General features: G+C 72.6%; 15 protein-coding genes. 13 read left to right on the forward strand and 2 right to left on the reverse strand.

The window, feature by feature from the left end:
- Window positions 1-46: 46 nt before the first annotated feature.
- From ACFVU2_RS07420 to ACFVU2_RS07480, 13 genes are read left to right on the forward strand one after another with little or no spacing between them, the layout of a single operon-like run.
- Window positions 47-1,000 (forward strand): carbohydrate ABC transporter permease, encoded by a 954-nt coding sequence (locus tag ACFVU2_RS07420; RefSeq protein ID WP_387872609.1) that lies wholly within the window; start codon window positions 47-49, stop codon window positions 998-1,000.
- On the forward strand, window positions 997-1,863 hold the full coding sequence (locus ACFVU2_RS07425; protein ID WP_387872611.1) for a carbohydrate ABC transporter permease: 867 nt from the start codon (window positions 997-999) through the stop codon (window positions 1,861-1,863). The genes ACFVU2_RS07420 and ACFVU2_RS07425 overlap by 4 nt, the downstream gene beginning before the upstream one ends.
- A gap of 30 nt (window positions 1,864-1,893) precedes the next feature.
- Window positions 1,894-2,916 (forward strand): NAD-dependent epimerase/dehydratase family protein, encoded by a 1,023-nt coding sequence (locus tag ACFVU2_RS07430; RefSeq protein ID WP_387872613.1) that lies wholly within the window; start codon window positions 1,894-1,896, stop codon window positions 2,914-2,916.
- Complete coding sequence (locus ACFVU2_RS07435) at window positions 2,916-3,953, forward strand: dihydrodipicolinate synthase family protein (RefSeq protein WP_387872615.1); 1,038 nt, start codon at window positions 2,916-2,918, stop codon at window positions 3,951-3,953. The genes ACFVU2_RS07430 and ACFVU2_RS07435 overlap by 1 nt, the downstream gene beginning before the upstream one ends.
- Entirely contained in the window at window positions 3,953-4,966 is a 1,014-nt protein-coding gene (locus ACFVU2_RS07440) for a hydroxyacid dehydrogenase (RefSeq protein ID WP_387872616.1), read from the forward strand. Before ACFVU2_RS07435 ends, ACFVU2_RS07440 begins: the two co-directional genes overlap by 1 nt.
- Window positions 4,963-5,901 carry a Gfo/Idh/MocA family oxidoreductase gene (locus tag ACFVU2_RS07445; RefSeq protein WP_387872618.1) on the forward strand — a complete coding sequence of 313 codons (939 nt, stop codon included), beginning with the start codon at window positions 4,963-4,965 and terminating at the stop codon, window positions 5,899-5,901. Before ACFVU2_RS07440 ends, ACFVU2_RS07445 begins: the two co-directional genes overlap by 4 nt.
- Window positions 5,898-6,821 (forward strand): GNAT family N-acetyltransferase, encoded by a 924-nt coding sequence (locus ACFVU2_RS07450; protein WP_387872620.1) that lies wholly within the window; start codon window positions 5,898-5,900, stop codon window positions 6,819-6,821. Before ACFVU2_RS07445 ends, ACFVU2_RS07450 begins: the two co-directional genes overlap by 4 nt.
- A 43-nt stretch (window positions 6,822-6,864) precedes the next feature.
- Window positions 6,865-8,244, forward strand: coding sequence for a hypothetical protein (locus tag ACFVU2_RS07455; RefSeq protein WP_387872622.1), 1,380 nt, complete (start codon window positions 6,865-6,867; stop codon window positions 8,242-8,244).
- Window positions 8,241-10,412: a peptidase C14 gene (locus ACFVU2_RS07460; RefSeq protein ID WP_387872624.1), complete on the forward strand. Its 2,172-nt coding sequence runs from the start codon at window positions 8,241-8,243 to the stop codon at window positions 10,410-10,412. Before ACFVU2_RS07455 ends, ACFVU2_RS07460 begins: the two co-directional genes overlap by 4 nt.
- 18 nt (window positions 10,413-10,430) lie before the next feature.
- Entirely contained in the window at window positions 10,431-12,647 is a 2,217-nt protein-coding gene (locus ACFVU2_RS07465) for a peptidase C14 (protein WP_387872626.1), read from the forward strand.
- Window positions 12,648-12,706: 59 nt separating this feature from the next.
- Window positions 12,707-13,492, forward strand: coding sequence for an SDR family NAD(P)-dependent oxidoreductase (locus tag ACFVU2_RS07470; RefSeq protein WP_387872628.1), 786 nt, complete (start codon window positions 12,707-12,709; stop codon window positions 13,490-13,492).
- On the forward strand, window positions 13,489-14,571 hold the full coding sequence (locus tag ACFVU2_RS07475) for an enolase C-terminal domain-like protein (protein ID WP_387872629.1): 1,083 nt from the start codon (window positions 13,489-13,491) through the stop codon (window positions 14,569-14,571). Before ACFVU2_RS07470 ends, ACFVU2_RS07475 begins: the two co-directional genes overlap by 4 nt.
- A complete protein-coding gene (locus ACFVU2_RS07480) occupies window positions 14,568-15,371 on the forward strand; it encodes an SDR family NAD(P)-dependent oxidoreductase (protein ID WP_387872631.1) in 804 nt (267 codons plus the stop codon). Before ACFVU2_RS07475 ends, ACFVU2_RS07480 begins: the two co-directional genes overlap by 4 nt.
- 37 nt (window positions 15,372-15,408) lie before the next feature.
- Here the strand turns inward: ACFVU2_RS07480 and ACFVU2_RS07485 are convergent, their stop codons facing one another.
- Complete coding sequence (locus tag ACFVU2_RS07485) at window positions 15,409-15,744, reverse strand: nuclear transport factor 2 family protein (protein ID WP_387872632.1); 336 nt, start codon at window positions 15,742-15,744, stop codon at window positions 15,409-15,411.
- Between the two features lie 42 nt (window positions 15,745-15,786).
- Window positions 15,787-16,536 (reverse strand): SDR family NAD(P)-dependent oxidoreductase, encoded by a 750-nt coding sequence (locus ACFVU2_RS07490; protein ID WP_387872633.1) that lies wholly within the window; start codon window positions 16,534-16,536, stop codon window positions 15,787-15,789.
- Window positions 16,537-16,587: the final 51 nt, after the last annotated feature.

Below are 16,587 nucleotides of genomic sequence, written 5' to 3' on the forward strand. Positions count from 1 at the left end.
CGTGCGACGCGCTCCGTCCGGTCCCGGGACCCGAGGAGACGCCCCCGTGACCACCACCCCCACTCAGCCACGGCCGCCCGCGGTCGGCGGACGACCGGACGGCGAACGGCGTGATGCCCGCCCGCCCGGCCTGACCAAGCGTGTCCTGGCGCGCCGGGAGGCGCGGATCGCGCTGCTCTTCGTCCTGCCGGCCTTCCTGCTCTTCCTGGCTTTCCGGTTCGGGCCGGCCATCGCCGGTGTCGGGCTCAGCTTCTTCGACTACGACATCTCGGGCGAGCTCGACTGGGAGGGGCTGAAGAACTTCGAGCGGATGCTCTCCGACCCGACGTTCTGGCAGGCCCTGGGCGTCACGCTGGCGTACTCGGTCCTGGCCGTCCCGATCTCGCTCGCGCTGTCGGTCGCGATGGCGCTCGGGGTGCGCCGTGCGTTCCGCGGTTCGCGGTTCTTCCGCTCGGTGTTCTTCCTCCCGGTGATCACCTCCCTGGTGCTGGCCGGCGCGATCTTCAAGTGGATCTTCTCGACCGACGGCCCGTGGTCGGCGATCATGACGCCGCTCGGCCTCGGGGGCTCGTGGCTCAACTCGACGGTGCTCGTCATCCCGGCTCTCGTGATCGTCGGGGTCTGGTCGCGGTTCGGCTACGGGATGCTCATCGTGATCGCCGCATTGCAGGACGTCCCGCGTGAGCACGAGGAAGCAGCGCTGATGGACGGCGCCGGGGCGTGGAACCGGTTCCGGTACATCGTGCTGCCCCGCCTGAAGCCGACGCTGTTCTTCCTGGCGGTGATCGAGACGACCGCGTCGTTCCAGGTCTTCGACCTGGTCTACGTGATGACGCAGGGCGGCCCGGCGCATGCCAGCTACTCGCTCGTCTACATGCTCTACGACCAGGGCTTCAAGTACACCGACTACGGGTATGCCGCCGCCATCGGCGTCGCCCTCTTCGTCATGACACTCGTCGTCGCGCTCATCCAGCGCCGCGTCATCGGGAGGCAGAAGTGACCACCGCGACCCCGCGCATGAAGCGCCCGCGCTCGTTCCGCGCTCTGGAGCCGACCCGCGGCGGACTCGTCGTCCGCTACATCTGGCTCTCGATCGCCGCGGTGCTCGCCTTCTTCCCGTTCTACGCGATGGTGGTGCTCAGCCTGAAGCCGGGCCTCGCCGTGCAGTTCCCCCAGAGCCTGATGCCGTGGAACCTCTCGACGGCCTCGTACGAACAGGTCCTCGGCGGCCAGAACCTGCTGGTGTGGCTCGGCAACACCCTGATCTACGCGATCGTGAGCGTCGTCGCGGTGCTGCTGCTGTCGGCGATGGCCGGGTACGCGTTCGCGAAGAAGCGGTTCCGCGGCAAGGAGACCATGTTCTGGTCGTTCCTCGCCATGGTGATGGTGCCGTTCCACGTGACCCTGATCCCGACCTTCATCGTGCTGGCGAAGCTCGGCGGCGTGGACACCTACTGGGGGCTCATCCTCCCGACGCTGGCGAACGCGCAGGCCGTCTTCCTCATGCGCCAGTTCATCGAGGGGCTGCCCGACGACTTGTTCGAGGCGGCGCGGATCGACGGCGCGGGGGAGTTCCGCATCTTCCTGACGATCGTCCTGCCGCTCTGCAAACCGGTGCTGGCGACTCTCGGGATCTTCATCTTCCTCTGGCACTGGAACGACTTCCTCTGGCCGTTGATCATGGCCAAGAGCTCCGACATGTGGACCCTGACGGTCGGCATCGCATCGCTCCAGCAGCAGAATGTGCCGCTCAGCGTGATGCTCGCCGGTTCGGTGGTCGCACTCGTCCCCATCTTCTTCGCCTACCTCGTGGCCCAGCGCTACGTGCAGGAAGGCGTCACCTCTGCGGGGATCAAGGGCTGACGCCCGACCCGACCGATGCGAAAGGCAGACATGTTCACCAGTGAGAAGGAGCTCGAGGAGGCTCTGGCGACGCCGAGCGCGGCCCTCGTCGCCGACCTGGCGGAGTCCCGCGGCGACCTGGTCGTGCTCGGCGCCGGCGGCAAGATGGGCCCGAGCCTGTCGGTGCTCGCCCGTCGAGCGCTCGACGAGGCCGGGCGCGGAAGCGACACCGTGTACGCCGTCTCGAGGTTCTCCAGCGACGACGCACGACGCTCCCTCGAGGCCGAACGGGTGGAGGTCGTGCCGTTCGACCTGCTCTCGGACCGGGATCTCGGCGAGCTGCCGGACGCCCCCAACGTCGTCTTCATGGTCGGCGCCAAGTTCGGCGCGGCGACCAACGCCTCCTGGGCGTGGGAGGTCAACGCGGCGCTTCCGGATCGGGTCGCCCGACGCTACCGCGACAGCGCCATCACGGCGATGTCGACCGGCAACGTCTACCCCTTCGTGACCCCGGGTTCGGGAGGCTCGGTCGAATCGGACGCCCCCGGGCCGGTCGGCGAGTACGCGATGTCGTGCCTCGGCCGTGAGAGGGTCTTCGAATTCGGCGCGGTCACCCGCGGGACCCGCGTGTCGATCGTCCGGCTCAACTACGCGGTCGATCTGCGCTACGGCGTGCTCGCCGACATCGGCGCGACCGTGCTGTCGGGGGCGCCGGTCGATCTCACCACCGGGGCTGTGAACGTCGTGTGGCAGGGCTACGCGAACGAAGTGGTGCTCCGTTCGCTCGGCCACGCCAGCGACGCCGTCTTCACCGTCAACCTGACCGGGCCCGAGCTGCTGAGCGTGCGCGGGATCGCGGAGCGCTTCGGCGCCCTGTTCGACCGGGAGGTGTCCGTGGTGGGCGAACCCGCCCCGTCCGCGCTGCTCAACAACGCCGGGCGCTGCTTCGAGCTGTTCGGCTACCCGGGCGTCCCCGCGGGGACGCTGATCGAGTGGCAGGCCGATTGGCTCCGTCGCGGTCTGCCCACCTCGGGCAAGCCGACCAAATGGGCCGTCCGGGACGGGAGGTTCTGATGGGCGCAGAGCTTCTCGCCGAAGGGCTCGTCGTCCCCGCGCATCCCCTCGCCCTCACCGCGGAGCGCCGGCTCGACGAGCGCCGCCAGCGCGCCCTGACCCGCTACTACCTGGCGGCGGGGGCCGGTGGCGTCGCCGTCGCGGTGCACACGACACAGTTCGAGATCCACGAGCCGGAGCGCGGCCTCCTGGAGCCCGTCCTCGCCCTCACCGCCGACGTGCTCGACCGCGAAGCGGATCGGGAGCTGGTGCGCATCGCCGGAGTGGTCGGTCCGACCGCGCAGGCCGTGGCCGAAGCGGAGCTCGCGGCCGGCCTCGGCTACGACGCGGTGCTGCTGAGCCCGCGCCTGGCCGGGGCGACGGAGGACGCGCTGATCGAGCGCGCCCGCGCGGTCGGCGACGTGCTGCCGGTGATCGGTTTCTATCTGCAGGAGGCCATCGGCGGTCCGGTGCTGTCGCGCGCGTTCTGGCGGCGCTTCGCCGACCTGCCCGCCGTGGTCGCCGTGAAGGCGGCGCCGTTCGACCGCTACCGCACGATCGAGCTCGTTCGCGGGGTCGGCGAGTCCGACCGCGCCACCGACGTGGCGCTCTACACCGGCAACGACGACGCGATCGTCGCGGACCTCACCGCGGTGCACCGTGTGCAGGCGGCGACCGGTGCGCGCGAGCTGCGCTTCCGCGGCGGCCTGCTCGGCCAGTGGGCGGTCGGCACCCGTGCGGCGACCGGCGTGCTCGCCCTCGCGAAGCAGGCTCAGGCCGGAGACGGCGCCGCGGCGCTCGAGCTCGCGGACCTCGCCGCCGATCTGACCGACCTGAACGCCGCGGTCTTCGATCCCGGCAACGGGTTCGCGGGAGTGATCGCGGGCGTCCACGAGGTGCTCCGCCAGCAGGGGCTGCTGGAGGGCATCTGGTGCCTGGATCCGGACGAGACGCTCTCGCCCGGACAGGCGGCGGAGATCGAGCGGGTGCGTCTGGCGTACCCGCGGCTCAGCGACGACGCGTTCATCGCCGAGAACCGGGACGCGTGGCTGCGCTGATGGCCGCTCCCGTCGTGCTCGTCGCGGTCCCCGCCGTGTTGCGGCCGCAGTTCTTCGCCGACGGCGACGAGGCGCGGCTCGCGGAAGCGGCGACGCGACTCGGGGGAGGCCTCGCGTTCGCGGAGTCGATGGCCCAGGCCCGTCACGCGCTCGACCTCGCGGCCGTGCGCGTGCTCGTCGTGGCGTGGGGCGTCCCTCCGCTCGATGCGGCCCTCCTGGACCGGATGCCGGGACTGGAGGTCGTCGCGCACTGCGGTGCGAGCATCCGGCCGTTCGCGACCCCGGAGCTGTTCGCGCGCGGAGTGCTCGTCACCCAGGCGGGCGCGGCGATGGCGCGATCGGTGGCGGAGGTGTCGCTCGCCTTCACCCTCGCGCTGCTGCACCGACTCCCGCGCTTCGACCACGCGCTGCATGCCGGGGCCGAGTGGGAGGTCGCGGAGAGCGCGCCCGCACAGCACGAGCTGCTCGGCGCGCCGATCGGCGTCGTCGGCGCCTCCCGCACCGGCCGCGCCTATCTGGCCCTGCTCGTGGCGCTCGGAGCGCGACCGCTGCTCGCCGACCCGACCATCGGCGACGACGAGGCCCGCGCCCTCGGGGCGGAGCCGGCGGCGCTCGACGCGCTGCTCGCGAACAGCCGGATCGTCGCGCTGCACGCCCCGAGCCTGCCCGAGACCCACCGGATGATCGGTGCCCGCGAGCTCGCCCTGATGCCGGACGGCGCCGGCCTGGTCAACACGGCACGGTCGTGGCTGGTCGACGAGGCGGCACTGCTCGCGGAGCTGCGCACCGGCCGCCTCGACGCCGCCGTCGACGTCTTCGACGACGAGCCGCTGCCCGCCGACAGCCCGTTCCGCGGGCTTCCGAACGCGCTGCTCGTCCCGCACAAGGCCGCCGGGACCCGGGAGGGCCGGCTGCGCCAGGGCTCGACGGTCGTGGGCGAAGTCGAACGCCACGCCAGTGGCCGCCCCCTCGAACACGCGATCTCCGAGCAGGACCTGGAGCGGATGGCATGAGCGCGCCCACGGTGGCGTTCGCAGGCGCGGCGCACTCCCATCCCTTCGCTGACGCGGCGAACCTGGTCGCGCGCGGCGCGCACGTGACGGGCGTATGGGAGGCGGACGACCCCGAGCGGAGCCGTGACTTCGCGACGCGGTTCGCCACGACCGGGCACGACACGCTCGACCGCCTGCTCGCGGACCGCCCCGATCTCGTCGTCGCCACGCCCCGCACACCGCGCGCCCCTTCGGTGATGGCGGCCTGTTCCGAGGCGGGGATCCCCGTGTTCTTCAACAAGACCGTCGCCGCCTCCGTCGACGCGCTGACGACGTTCGACGCGGCAGCCGCATCCGGCGCGCGTGTCTCGACGTCGTCCGTGCTGCGGTTCGCGCCGGCGGTCGCTGCCTTCGCCGCCGGCCTCGCCGGGAGTCGCGTGCGGGCGGTGGAGGTGGTCGCCCAGCATGACATCGCCGGCTTCCTCGTGCCCGAGCGCGCCTGGCAGGACGATCCGGCCGCCGGCGGCGGCACCCTGATCTCGATCGGCGTCCACGCCGTGGACCTCGTCGACGCGGTGCTTCCGGCGTCGGAGGGTGCGGCGCTCGCGGGGGCGACGCTGGTCGACGCCCACGCCGCGACCGGTGACCTCCCGACCCGGTCGGAGTCCGTCGCCGTGGTGCGTGCGGTCACCGCCGACGGCATCCCCGTGACCGCCACGGTCAGCGGCGTGCCCGGGCCGGACCGTTACGCGGTGCGCGTCGTGGCCGACGACGGCCTGCACGAGCTGGCGCTGGGCGACGGCGACGACCTCGGCTACGCCGGTCTCGCCGACGCCCTGATCGCGTTCGCCTCGGGAGGCCCGGCGCCGGTTCCGTGGCTCCGGACCTCCGCCGGCTACCGGCTGCTGCTCGCCGCGGCGGCGCGCACGCGCGGGAACGAGGAGGCGGCCGGATGACGGACATCCGCGTCGCGACCGCCACCGACGAGCCGGGCATCCTGGCCGTCTGGGACGAGGCCTTCGGCGAGCCCGACATGGCCCCGCGCTGGCGCCTCGACCCGAACCGCCGATCCTGGACCCTGGTCGCCGTGGACGGCGAGGAGGTGCTCGGCGCGGTCTCCCTCGTCGACCAGCGACGGCGCAGTGCGAACGGCCGGATCGCCCCCGTGCTCGGTCTCGCCAACGTCGGCGTCGCCGTGCGCGCCCGCGGGCGCGGGATCGCGCGTGCCCTGACCGACGCGTCGGTCGCGTTCGGTCGCCGCGCCGGGTACGACTGGTCGCTGCTCTTCACCGCGACCCCGGCCGTCTACGCGCCGAGCGGCTACGAGCAGTTCGCGCAGCGGCGCCGCCGCAGCGGAACGCTGATGGCGAACGCGGCGGCGCCGGGACGACCCGCGCGGCTGCGCGCGGGAGGCGTCGAACTGCTCAGCGTCCCCGGTATCGCCGCGCTGCACGACCACGATGCGGACCGGCCGCTGACCGCCGTCCGCGACGAGCTCGGCTGGCGCCGGACCCGCTTCTGGTACGCGGGTTGCCGGGTCCACGTGCTCGACGGGCCCGGCGGCACCCCGACGGCATACGCCGTCACGCGGTCCGGCGGCGAACCGGCCCTGCTGGAGGCGGCGGGGGACCGAACGGCGCTCGCGGTGCTGGGGCACGTGATCCGCGCCGACCTCCTCCGCTCCGGCGCCGCGACGGTGTCCATCGAAGTGCCCGTCGGCGAGCCCTACGACGATCTCGTCGCCCAGCTCGTCGCCGATCCCGCGCCCGTCCCCGACGACACCGGGATGTTCCACCCGCTCGACGCCGACCCGTCCGTCGTGCGCGAGACCCTCGACCATCCCCGCGCCTTCCACTGGACCGGGGACTACCTGTGACCGGCACCCCCGCCTCATCCGACATCGAACGAACGGAGCACGCATGACCGAGCTGGGCGCACGCCTCGCCGTCCCGCGCACCGATGCCCCTGTGGGCGTCGCCCGGCGGGACGTCACACCGCCGACGGGCATTCGGGCGAAGAACTGGGGACCGGCCGACTGGGAGCGTTCCGAAGGTGCGCACCGGCCCTTCACCGCGACGGCCCTCGCGCTCGGCGCGGACGATCCGCTGGTGCTGGTCGCGGTCGACGGGACGTGGTGGCGCCGCGTCGACGACGAGCGTGCCGTGCGCGGCCGGGTGCTCGACGCGCTCGGTCTGAGCGAGGAGCGCCTGATCATCGCGCTGTCGCACACCCATGCCGGAGCCGTGCTCTGCAGCGCCGACGCCGGCCTTCCCGGCGGGGAGCTGATCCCGGGCTACCTCGAGTCGCTCGCCGACGGCATCGCGGCCGCCGCGCGCGAGGCGCTCGAGGGCCGCGTGGCCGGTCACGTTGATTGGACGACCGGCCGCTGCGCGCTCGCCGCTGATCGCGAGCTCGACATCGACGGTCGCGCCCTGGTCGGCTACAACCCCGACGCCGCTCCGGCCGACGACACGGTGCTGGTCGGCCGGATCACCGACGCCGCCGGACGACCCCTCGCGACGATCGTCAACTACGCGTGCCATCCCACGACACTCGCCTGGCAGAACCGTCTCGTCTCGCCGGACTACGTCGGGGCGATGCGCGAGCTCGTGGAAGCGCAGGCGGGCGCACCCGTGCTCTTCCTGCAAGGGGCGTCGGGGGAGCTGGCCCCGCGCGAGCAGTACACGGGCGACACAGGCGTCGCCGACCGTCACGGGCGCGCACTCGGCCACGCCGTGCTCGCCGCGCTCGAACTGCTGCCCGCACCCGCGGCCGAGCTCGAGCTGAGCAGCGTGGTGGAGTCGGGCGCACCGCTCGGGATGTGGACGGAGGCGGAGCAGGAGCCCGCCACGGCCATCGCCGCCGTGCGGGCGCAGGTCGAGCTGGAGCTGAACGAGCTGCCGACCCTCGACGAGCTCGCCCGACGGTGGGCGGACATCGACCCGCGCAGCCGCGAAGAACGTCTCGGCCGCGCACGCAACCTCCGCGACGGATACATCGACGGTCCGACCGTGCAGCATCCGTTCTGGGCCTGGCGGCTCGGCGATGCGCTGCTCGTCGGTCATCCCGGGGAGGCGTACTCGGCGTTCCAGACCGGCGTGCGGGCTGCGGCCGGCGACCACCCCGTCGTCGTGCTGAACCTCGCGAACGGGCCGGGGTTCGTCTACCTCCCGACCGACGAGGCCTACCGCCGCGGCGCCTACCAGGCCTGGCAGACCCCGCTCGCCCCGGGCGGCCTCGACCGCCTGACGGCCGCCGTGTCCACGACCCTCCACGAGCTCGTGGGAGGGGAGCGATGACCGACGGCACGCGTCGGGGCCTGCTCGTCGGCCTCGGCGCGGCGGCCCTGGGCGGCGCCGGCATCCTCTCGCAAGGGCCGGCGGGGCCCGCGGCTGCAGCGGTGCCCGCGTCCGACGGGGGAACGGGAGCCCCGACGATCGTCCGCACGGTCGCCGACCTGGGCCGCCGGAAGGCGCAGACCGGCCAGCTCGCGATCGCATCCGGCTACCGATCGCCGGGCGACGCCGGGACACTCCTCTACGTGGGCGCTCAGCGCTCCGATGCACGGCCGAACGGCGGCACGATCGTCGCCGGGCGCAACGGCACGGTGTGGCGGCTGCTGCACGACGGCACGGTCGACTTCCGCGTGTTCGGCGTGCTAGGGCCCGAGGCCCCCGCCGACGATGCGCTCGACGCCCTGCTCGCGGACCCGGCCGTGCAGCGGATCGAGGCGCGCACCGACCTCCATTTCGTCCGGCGGCACACCTCCACCCGCTCCGGGATCGAGCTCGATTTCGGCGGCCACCTCGTCACCACCGACGGCATCGAGCCGAACACGCACGACAATCCGTTCGGCGCCGTGTTGTTCTTCACGGGGAAGCCGACCGGAGCGAACGTCGAGTACGCGCTCGCGGAGGCATGGCCCGAACGGACCGACGCCGTCGCGGTGCCCGACGCGAGCGCGTTCCCGATCGACTCGTGGTGGGCCGTCCAGTGCGACGAGGTCGCCGGCGGCGGGGCGGACGAACGCGAGCTCCAGCGCTTCGTCCGCGTCACCCAGCGGATCGACGCGACGCACGTGCGCGTCGACTACCTCAACGGCTGGCCGCTGGAGAAGGGTCGCCGACTGCGCTGGCGCGGTGTCGCCCCGGTCGAACGGGTGCGCATCCACGGCATGCGCTTCGTCGGCGCGGGGCCGTTCGACGGACCCTCCGACGGCTCGCTGCCCGACTCCCGAGAGATCACCGGTTCGCACCCCGTCGCGTTCGAGTACGCCGTGCACTGCGACGTCGCCGACATCCACGCGTCGCAGACCTGGTGGCCGGTGATCATGCGCCGCTGGAACAGCCACTTCGTCACCGAGCGCTGCTCGCTGGAGAACCCGCCGACCGTCTTCTACGGCGGCGCCGGGTACCTCACCCAGCAGATCTACTGCCTCTACGGCACGGTGCGGGACTGCCGCAGCTCCAACGCGCGCCACCTCAACGACCTGACGGCGAGCGCGTACTGCCTGGTCGAGAACTGCCACGGCGACGGCGACGACCAGGGCGGCAACCCGTTCACGACGCACGGCCAGTACGAGCACGACCTCACCTTCGTCGGCAATTCGGGCCTGATGGACATCGCCAACTCCGGAGCGCAATGGGGGACGAGCGCCAAGCGGATCACCGTGCGCGACCACACCTGCTCGTGGTTCGTGGCGAGCACCAAGATCACCGACCTGACGCTGGAGAACGTGCACGTCCTCCCGCGCAGCACGTTCGACCCGCAGGCGACGCTGACGATCAACGCCGACGGCGCCCAGCTGCGCGGCTGCACGGCCGGGCTCTTCGCCGTCGGCCAGCGCAGCAGCCGGTCCTCCCGTCCCACGGTGATCGAGGACTGCACGTTCTCGCTGCCCAAGGGGCAGGTGCTCGTCCAGACCCCCGTCACCGCTACGGTCACCTTCTCGGGCTGCCGCATCGACGGCGTGGACGGCACGGTGGCCCGCGGTCCGGGCGCGCTGCGGTTCGTCGACTGCTCCCTGAGCGGCCCGGCGTCGGGCGACCCGTTCCAGATCGCGAGTGCCGACCTCACGATCCGGGGCGGGAGCGCGGACGGCGTCGCCCTGGTCGCCACCGCCGTCCGCGACCAGCGCGTGACCGTCGACGGCACCCGCTTCTCCACCACCCGCACGTCCGCGCCGACCGTCGCCCGCGGCGACGGTCCCGGCACGGTCTCCTGGCGGATCGACGGGATCGCGTCCGACGCGCCCGCCGGCACGCCGCATCTCGCGATCGAGCGCGGGACGAACCACCTCCGCCTCACGGGCGCCGAGCTCACCGGCGGCGGCCTGAGACTCCCGGCGGCGGGGTTCGGCTCCGGCTCGACCCTGCTCTACGACGGCGCGACCGAGCGCCGCGTCGAGCGGACCCTACCCGAACCGACGAACCGCATCCTCGTCGGCGACGTCGTCGTCGCCGACTGATCGAAAGGACCCTGCTTCATGACCAGCTCCTCGGTTCCACCCACCGGCTCCCGCCGCACCCGCGTCGGCCGGCGTGCCGACGCCGCCGCGACCACTCCGGACGTGCCCCGCTCCGGCAGTCGTCGCGGCCTCCTCGTCGGCCTCGGCGCCGCCGCCATCGGCGGCGTGACCGCCGTCGGCGGCCTGGGCCCGGGGGACCCCGCCACTGCCGCCGCCGTGCCGGCGACCGCCGCCGCCTCCGGGTCGCTCCGACAGGTGCGCGTCGTCGGCGACCTGGCGAAGGTCAAGGCGAAGGACGGCGAGATCGCCATCGCCTCCGGATATCACCAGCCGGGCGACGCCGGCGGCCTGATCTACCGCGGGGCCTCCGGCCAGGGCAAGACGCCCAACGGCGGGACGGTGCTGGCCGGCAAGAACGGCACTGTGTGGCTGCTCGTGCACCAGGGCACGGTCGAGTTCCGCCAGTTCGGGATCATGGGACCGGACGCCCCGGCCGACGCCGCACTGGAGGCGATGGTCGGCGACGCCTCCATCGCCCGGATCGAAGGACACACCGACCTTAATTTCGTGAAGCGCCACAAGCTGGTCCGCTCGCACCTCGAGCTCGACTTCGGCGGCCACCTGATGACGACCGAGGGCATCGAGAACGCCGGGAACGACGACCCGTTCGCGGCGGTGATGTTCTTCCAGGGCGTCCTGTCGTCCGAGACGCAGACCGCGACGCTGTCGGCGACCATCCCCGACCTCGGCGACATCTTCGAGGTGGCCGATTCGTCATGGTTCGCCGTGGACTCCTGGTACACCGCCGAGGTGAACGCGCTCAGCGGGCGCTGGGAGCGCGAGCTGCAGAAGCTCGTGCAGGTGACCCAGATCGTCGACGCCACGCACATCCGGGTCGACTACAAGAACGGGTGGCCGCTGGCGAAGGGCCGCACGATCACGTGGACGCGAGTCAAGCCGGTCGAGGGCATCCGCATCGCCAACCTCGTCTTCCGCGGCAAGGGCACCGACCAGTTCACCGGCTCGCACCCCATCGCGTTCGAGTTCGCGGTGCGCTGCGACGTGGAGAACATCGTCGGCTCGCTGACGTTCTGGCCGCTGATCATGCGGCGCTGGAACACCTTCTACTCGACGATCGGCTGCACCCTCTCGAATCCGACATCCGTCACCTACGGCGGCGCGGGCTACCTGACCCAGCAGATCTACTGCCTGTACGGCTACGTGGCGAACTGCCACACCTCCAACGCCCGGCACCTCAACGACTTCACCGCGAGCGCGTACTCGATGGTCGAGAACTGCCACGGCGACGGGGACGACGAAGGCCCCTTCGTCACGCACGGACAGTACGAGCACGACCTCACCTACACCGGCAACTCGGGCCTGATGACGTTCGCCAACTCCGGTGCGGCGTGGGGATCGGCGGCCAAGCGGATCACCGTGCGCAAGCACGTCTGCTCCTGGTTCGTCGCCCGGGTGAAGATCACCGACCTCACGCTCGAGGACGTGCGCGTGATCGGCAAGCCGAGCCTGGCCGGCTCCGGGATGCTGTGGATCAACGCCGACGGCGCCCGGCTCACCGGCTGCACGGCCGACAGCACCCTGGTGATCACCCAGTCGTCGACGGCCTCCACCCGGCCGACCGTGATCCGCGACTCCTGGTTCGGATTCGCCGCGCCGGGCAGCCTGACGGACGCGAGTGTGAAGGTCCCGGTGACCTTCGAGAACACGACGCTCGAGAACGTCGGCGGCATGAAGATCCTGGGCGCAGGCGAGGTCACGTTCCGCGGGTCGACGCTCAGAGCCCCGGCCGGGTCGGATGCGGTGCAGACGGCCTCGACGCGCACCCGGTTCACCGGGACGACGCTCGACAACGTGTCGATCCAGGCGGCCGGGACGGCGGAGCAGACCATCGAGGTCACCGCCGGCAGCGTCGTGACCGGCGCGGGCGGGACCGCGATCGGTCGCGGCGGGGACAAGGCGCTCACCCTGCTGCTGGCGGACAGCTCGTTCGCCCGCTCCGAATCGGGCAGCAAGCACGTGTCCCTCACCGGCGGCTCGAACCACTACCGTGCCACGGGCTGCCGCTTCGAGGGCGGTGCGCTCGAGCTCACGTCCGGTGGATTCGGCGGGACGTCGACCCTGCTGCACACGGTCAACGTGGAAAGCTCGGTGACGCGCAGCGGATTCCCCGCGGACTCCGCACGCGTCGTGACCGTCGGCAACCTCACCGTCTGAACCACCGCTCCGACCGCGGCCTGAACCGCCGCGCCACGGCACCACTGGAAGGAACCCCCATGCCCGCATCCGCATCCGCAGCGGCCGCCCCCGCTCCCGTCGCCCTCGTCACCGGAGGTGCGGCCGGCATCGGCTGGGAGATCGGCAGACGACTCGTGGCCGACGGCTATCGTGTCGTCGCCGCCGACCTCGTACCGGGGCTGACCGCGACCGAGCCCGAGGCGGGGATCGTGCACAGGCGGCTCGACGTCACCGACCCGGTGGACGTCGAGACCGTGTTCGGCGGCGTCGTCGCCGAGTTCGGGAGGCTGGACGCCGTGGTCAACAACGCGGGCATCCAGCGCCACCGCGCGATCGAGGACCTCGCGTGGGACGAGTGGAAGGCCGTCGTGGACGTGAACCTGCACGGCGTCTTCCTCTGCCTCCAGGCCGCCGGCCGGCACATGCTGGCGGCCGGCGGCGGGCGGATCGTCAACATCTCGTCGATCTCGTCCCGCGGTTCGGCCGGCCGGGCGCCCTACGCCTCGACCAAGGCGGCGGTGATCGGTCTGACCGCGACGGCGGGCGCGGAGTGGGCGGCCCGGGGCGTGCGCGTCAACGCGGTCGCGCCGGGCTACGTCGACACCGGTGTCTTCCGGCAGGGGGTCGCGGCCGGGACGCTGAGCGAGGAGACGATCCTCGCCCGCATCCCGGCCGGGCGGCTCGCGCAGGCGGCCGAGATCGCCGCGACGGTGTCGTTCCTGCTCTCCGACCAGGCGAGCTACTTCGCCGGGCAGACCCTGTACGCCGACGGCGGCTTCATGGTCGACTACGGCGTGCCGCTCGCGTCGGTGCCGAAGCCGTGACGCGGGAGCTGCGCACCGCGACGACCGCGCTGCCGCTGCCCGCCCCGCTCCAGCTCGGAGCCATGACGGTGACGCGCCGCGAATTCGTCGCGGTCCGGGTGGAGGAGGGCGGCGAGGCCGGCATCGCCTACGGCCTCACCCGCGAGGCGCCGATGGCGGAGATCGCGGAGCGGCTGATCGCGCCGCACGTGCTCGAGGGCGACCTCGACCCGGAGGCGCTCTGGGAGCGGGCGTTCCGCGGCAGCGCGATCGTCGGCCGGGTCGGACTGGTGCGTCGCGCGCTGGGACTGGTGGACGTCGCGCTGTGGGACCTGCACGCGCGTCGGCTAGGCGTCCCGGTCTGGAGCCTCCTCGGCTCCGGGGACGCGCCGCGACCGGTCATGCTCGTGGCCGCCTACCCGACGCCGGGCCGGACCGTGGACAGCCTGGTGGAGGAGGTCGTCGGCCAGGCGAGGGACGGCTGGCCGCAGGTGAAGATCTCCCGCTCGCCGGATCGTGCGCTGATGCGCGCCCTGCTCGCCGAGCTCGACCGGGAACTCCCGGACGACTGCGGCCTCGTGGTCGACGTGGGCTTCGGCTGGCGCGACGCCGACGAAGCCCTCGAGGAGATCGCGGACTGGGGGAGTCCGCGGCTCGCCTGGCTGGAGGACCCCCTGCTCCCGGAGGACGTCGCAGGCTGTGCGCGCATCCGCCGGGAGACCGGGCTGACGGTCGCGGTCGGCGACGAGGTCACCGACCCCACCGTCCTGCAGGCCCTCGCCGAGGGCGGCGGCATCGACCTGGCGCGGCTCGATGTCGTCGCCCTCGGCGGGATCACCCCGTCCCGGGCGTTCCTCTCCTGGGCGGCGGAGCGGGGCCTGCCGGTCTCGTGCCACATCGGCCCCGAGATCAGCGTGCACCTGCCGGGCGTGCAGATCGAGACGTTCGCCCGCGGGCCGCTGCCGAACCCGTACGATCCGTCGCCCGTGCTCGTCACGGGCGGCCCGGCGTTCTCCGGAGGACGCGCGACGCCGCCTCCCGGCGCCGGACTCGGTTTCGGCTTCGCTCCCGGTACGTTCGACTTCGGGAGGTCGTCATGAACAGTGGTGCAGCGCAGCCGCGCAGCGTCGTCGTCACCGGGAGCGGCAAGGGGATCGGCCGCGGCATCGCCGAGCGGCTCACGGCGGACGGCTGGATCGTCGTCGGGGTCGAGCGCTCGCCCTCCGACACGGTGGACGCCGGATTCTGCGCCGCCGTCGTGCACGGCGACTCGGCCGAGCGCGACGTCCACACGCGGGCGGCCGACCGGGCCATGGAGCTCGCCCCGCTCGCCGGCTGGGTCAACAACGCCGGCATCACCGTCCGCACACCGCTGCACGCCCTCGACGAGGACGAGGTGCGACGGGTCGTCGAGACGAACGGTCTCGGCTACCTCTGGGGCTGCTCGGCCGCGGTGACCGCGTTCACCGGTCAGGCGTCCGGCGGCGCGATCGTGAACGTGGGCTCCATCCACGGCCGGGCCAGCTTCGTGGACCACGCGGCGTACGAGTTCACCAAAGGCGGGATCGACGCGCTGACCCGCAGCGTCGCGGTGACGTACGGCCCGTTCGGCATCCGCGCGAACACCGTCGCACCGGGCGGTGTGCGCACGCCGCACCTCGACGCCCAGATCGCGAACGCCGCGGACCCGGCGGCGGAGGAGCGCGGCCTCGCCGAGGGGCCGCCCCTGCGCCGCGTCGCCACGGTCGCCGAGGTCGCCTCCCTCACGGCGTACCTGCTCGGCGACGAATCCTCGTACATCAGCGGGCAGTCGATCGCGGTGGACGGCGCGTGGACGTCGGCCTTCGGCCGCCCGGAGCCCGACCCCGACCTGGCGGAGCGCTACGGGCTCGATCGCTGAGCTCGCCGTCGCCGCCTCGGCGTCACCGCCCGGCGGCTCAGGCCTTGACCATCGACGCGCGCCGGATCAGACCGTCGCGCACGTCGAAGGTCGCGATCGTCTCGGTCGCGACGCCGTCGCGGACCACGTGCTCCTGGGCGATCACCCACCGTTCGCCGAAGAGCGTGTGGGCGGCGATGGTGCAGCTCAACGCCGGATGGTCGAGGCGGTCGGCGTAGAACGCCCGGATGGCGTCCCGTCCGGTCAAGGGAGCAGCGCCGACGCCGGTCACGACGGCGTCCTCGGAATAGGTGGCGACGAAGGCCTCGAGGTCGTGCGCGTTGAATGCGTCGACCTGCTCGGTGACGACGCGGAGTGCGTCCAATGCGGTCATGGGGGTCCTCCGGGGATGGGTGGGCGAGGGGACGGGGCGCCGTCAGTCGATCCGGACGCCGCCGTTGACGTCGTAGGTCGCGCCGGTGACGAAGCCGGCGCGCGGGGACGCGAGTGACGCGATCGTCCAGGCGACATCGGCCGGCGCCCCGAATCGGCCCAGTGGGATGGACGACTCGAGCGCGTCGTGGCCCTCCGTGCTCAGCTGATCGGTGATCGCGCTCGTCACCGGTCCGGGCGTGACGGCGTTGACCCGGATGCCTTCGACGGCGAGATGCCGGGCGAAGCTGCGGGTCAGAGCGAGCAGGGCGCCTTTGCTCGCCGCGTAGTGCATGCCGGTCTGGAGTGCTCCGAGCTGGCCCGCGATGGACGAGAGGTTGATCACGCTGCGGTCGCCCGACGCGGCGCGCAGCAGGGGCAGCATCCCGCGGGTGAGCAGGAACGTGCCGCGCACGTTGGTCTCCATCACGGAGTCCCATTCGTCGAGCTCGATGTCCTCGTAGGGGCGGTAGGGGCAGACGCCGCCGTTGTTGACGAGCACGTGGAGTTCGCCCCACTCGGCCGCGACCTCGTCGATCAGCTCGGTGACGGACTCCGGCGAACGGAGGTCGAGCCGGCTGACGCGGACGTCCGGGGCGCCGGCGGCCCGGCATTCGGCGGCGACGCGCTCGGCGGCGGGTCCGCCGGATGTGAAGGTGAGCCAGACGGCGTTCCCGGCGGAGGCGAGTTCCACGGCGGTGGCGGATCCGATGCCGGAGCTGGAGCCGGTGATGAGGCTGCGACGGAGTGTCATGGGAAAACGCTATAGCAACCAGGGGTCGCAGGGCCAGCCGACTGGCCTGAA

It is taken from the genome of Leifsonia sp. NPDC058194 (assembly GCF_042883605.1).
GTDB lineage: Bacteria > Actinomycetota > Actinomycetes > Actinomycetales > Microbacteriaceae > Leifsonia.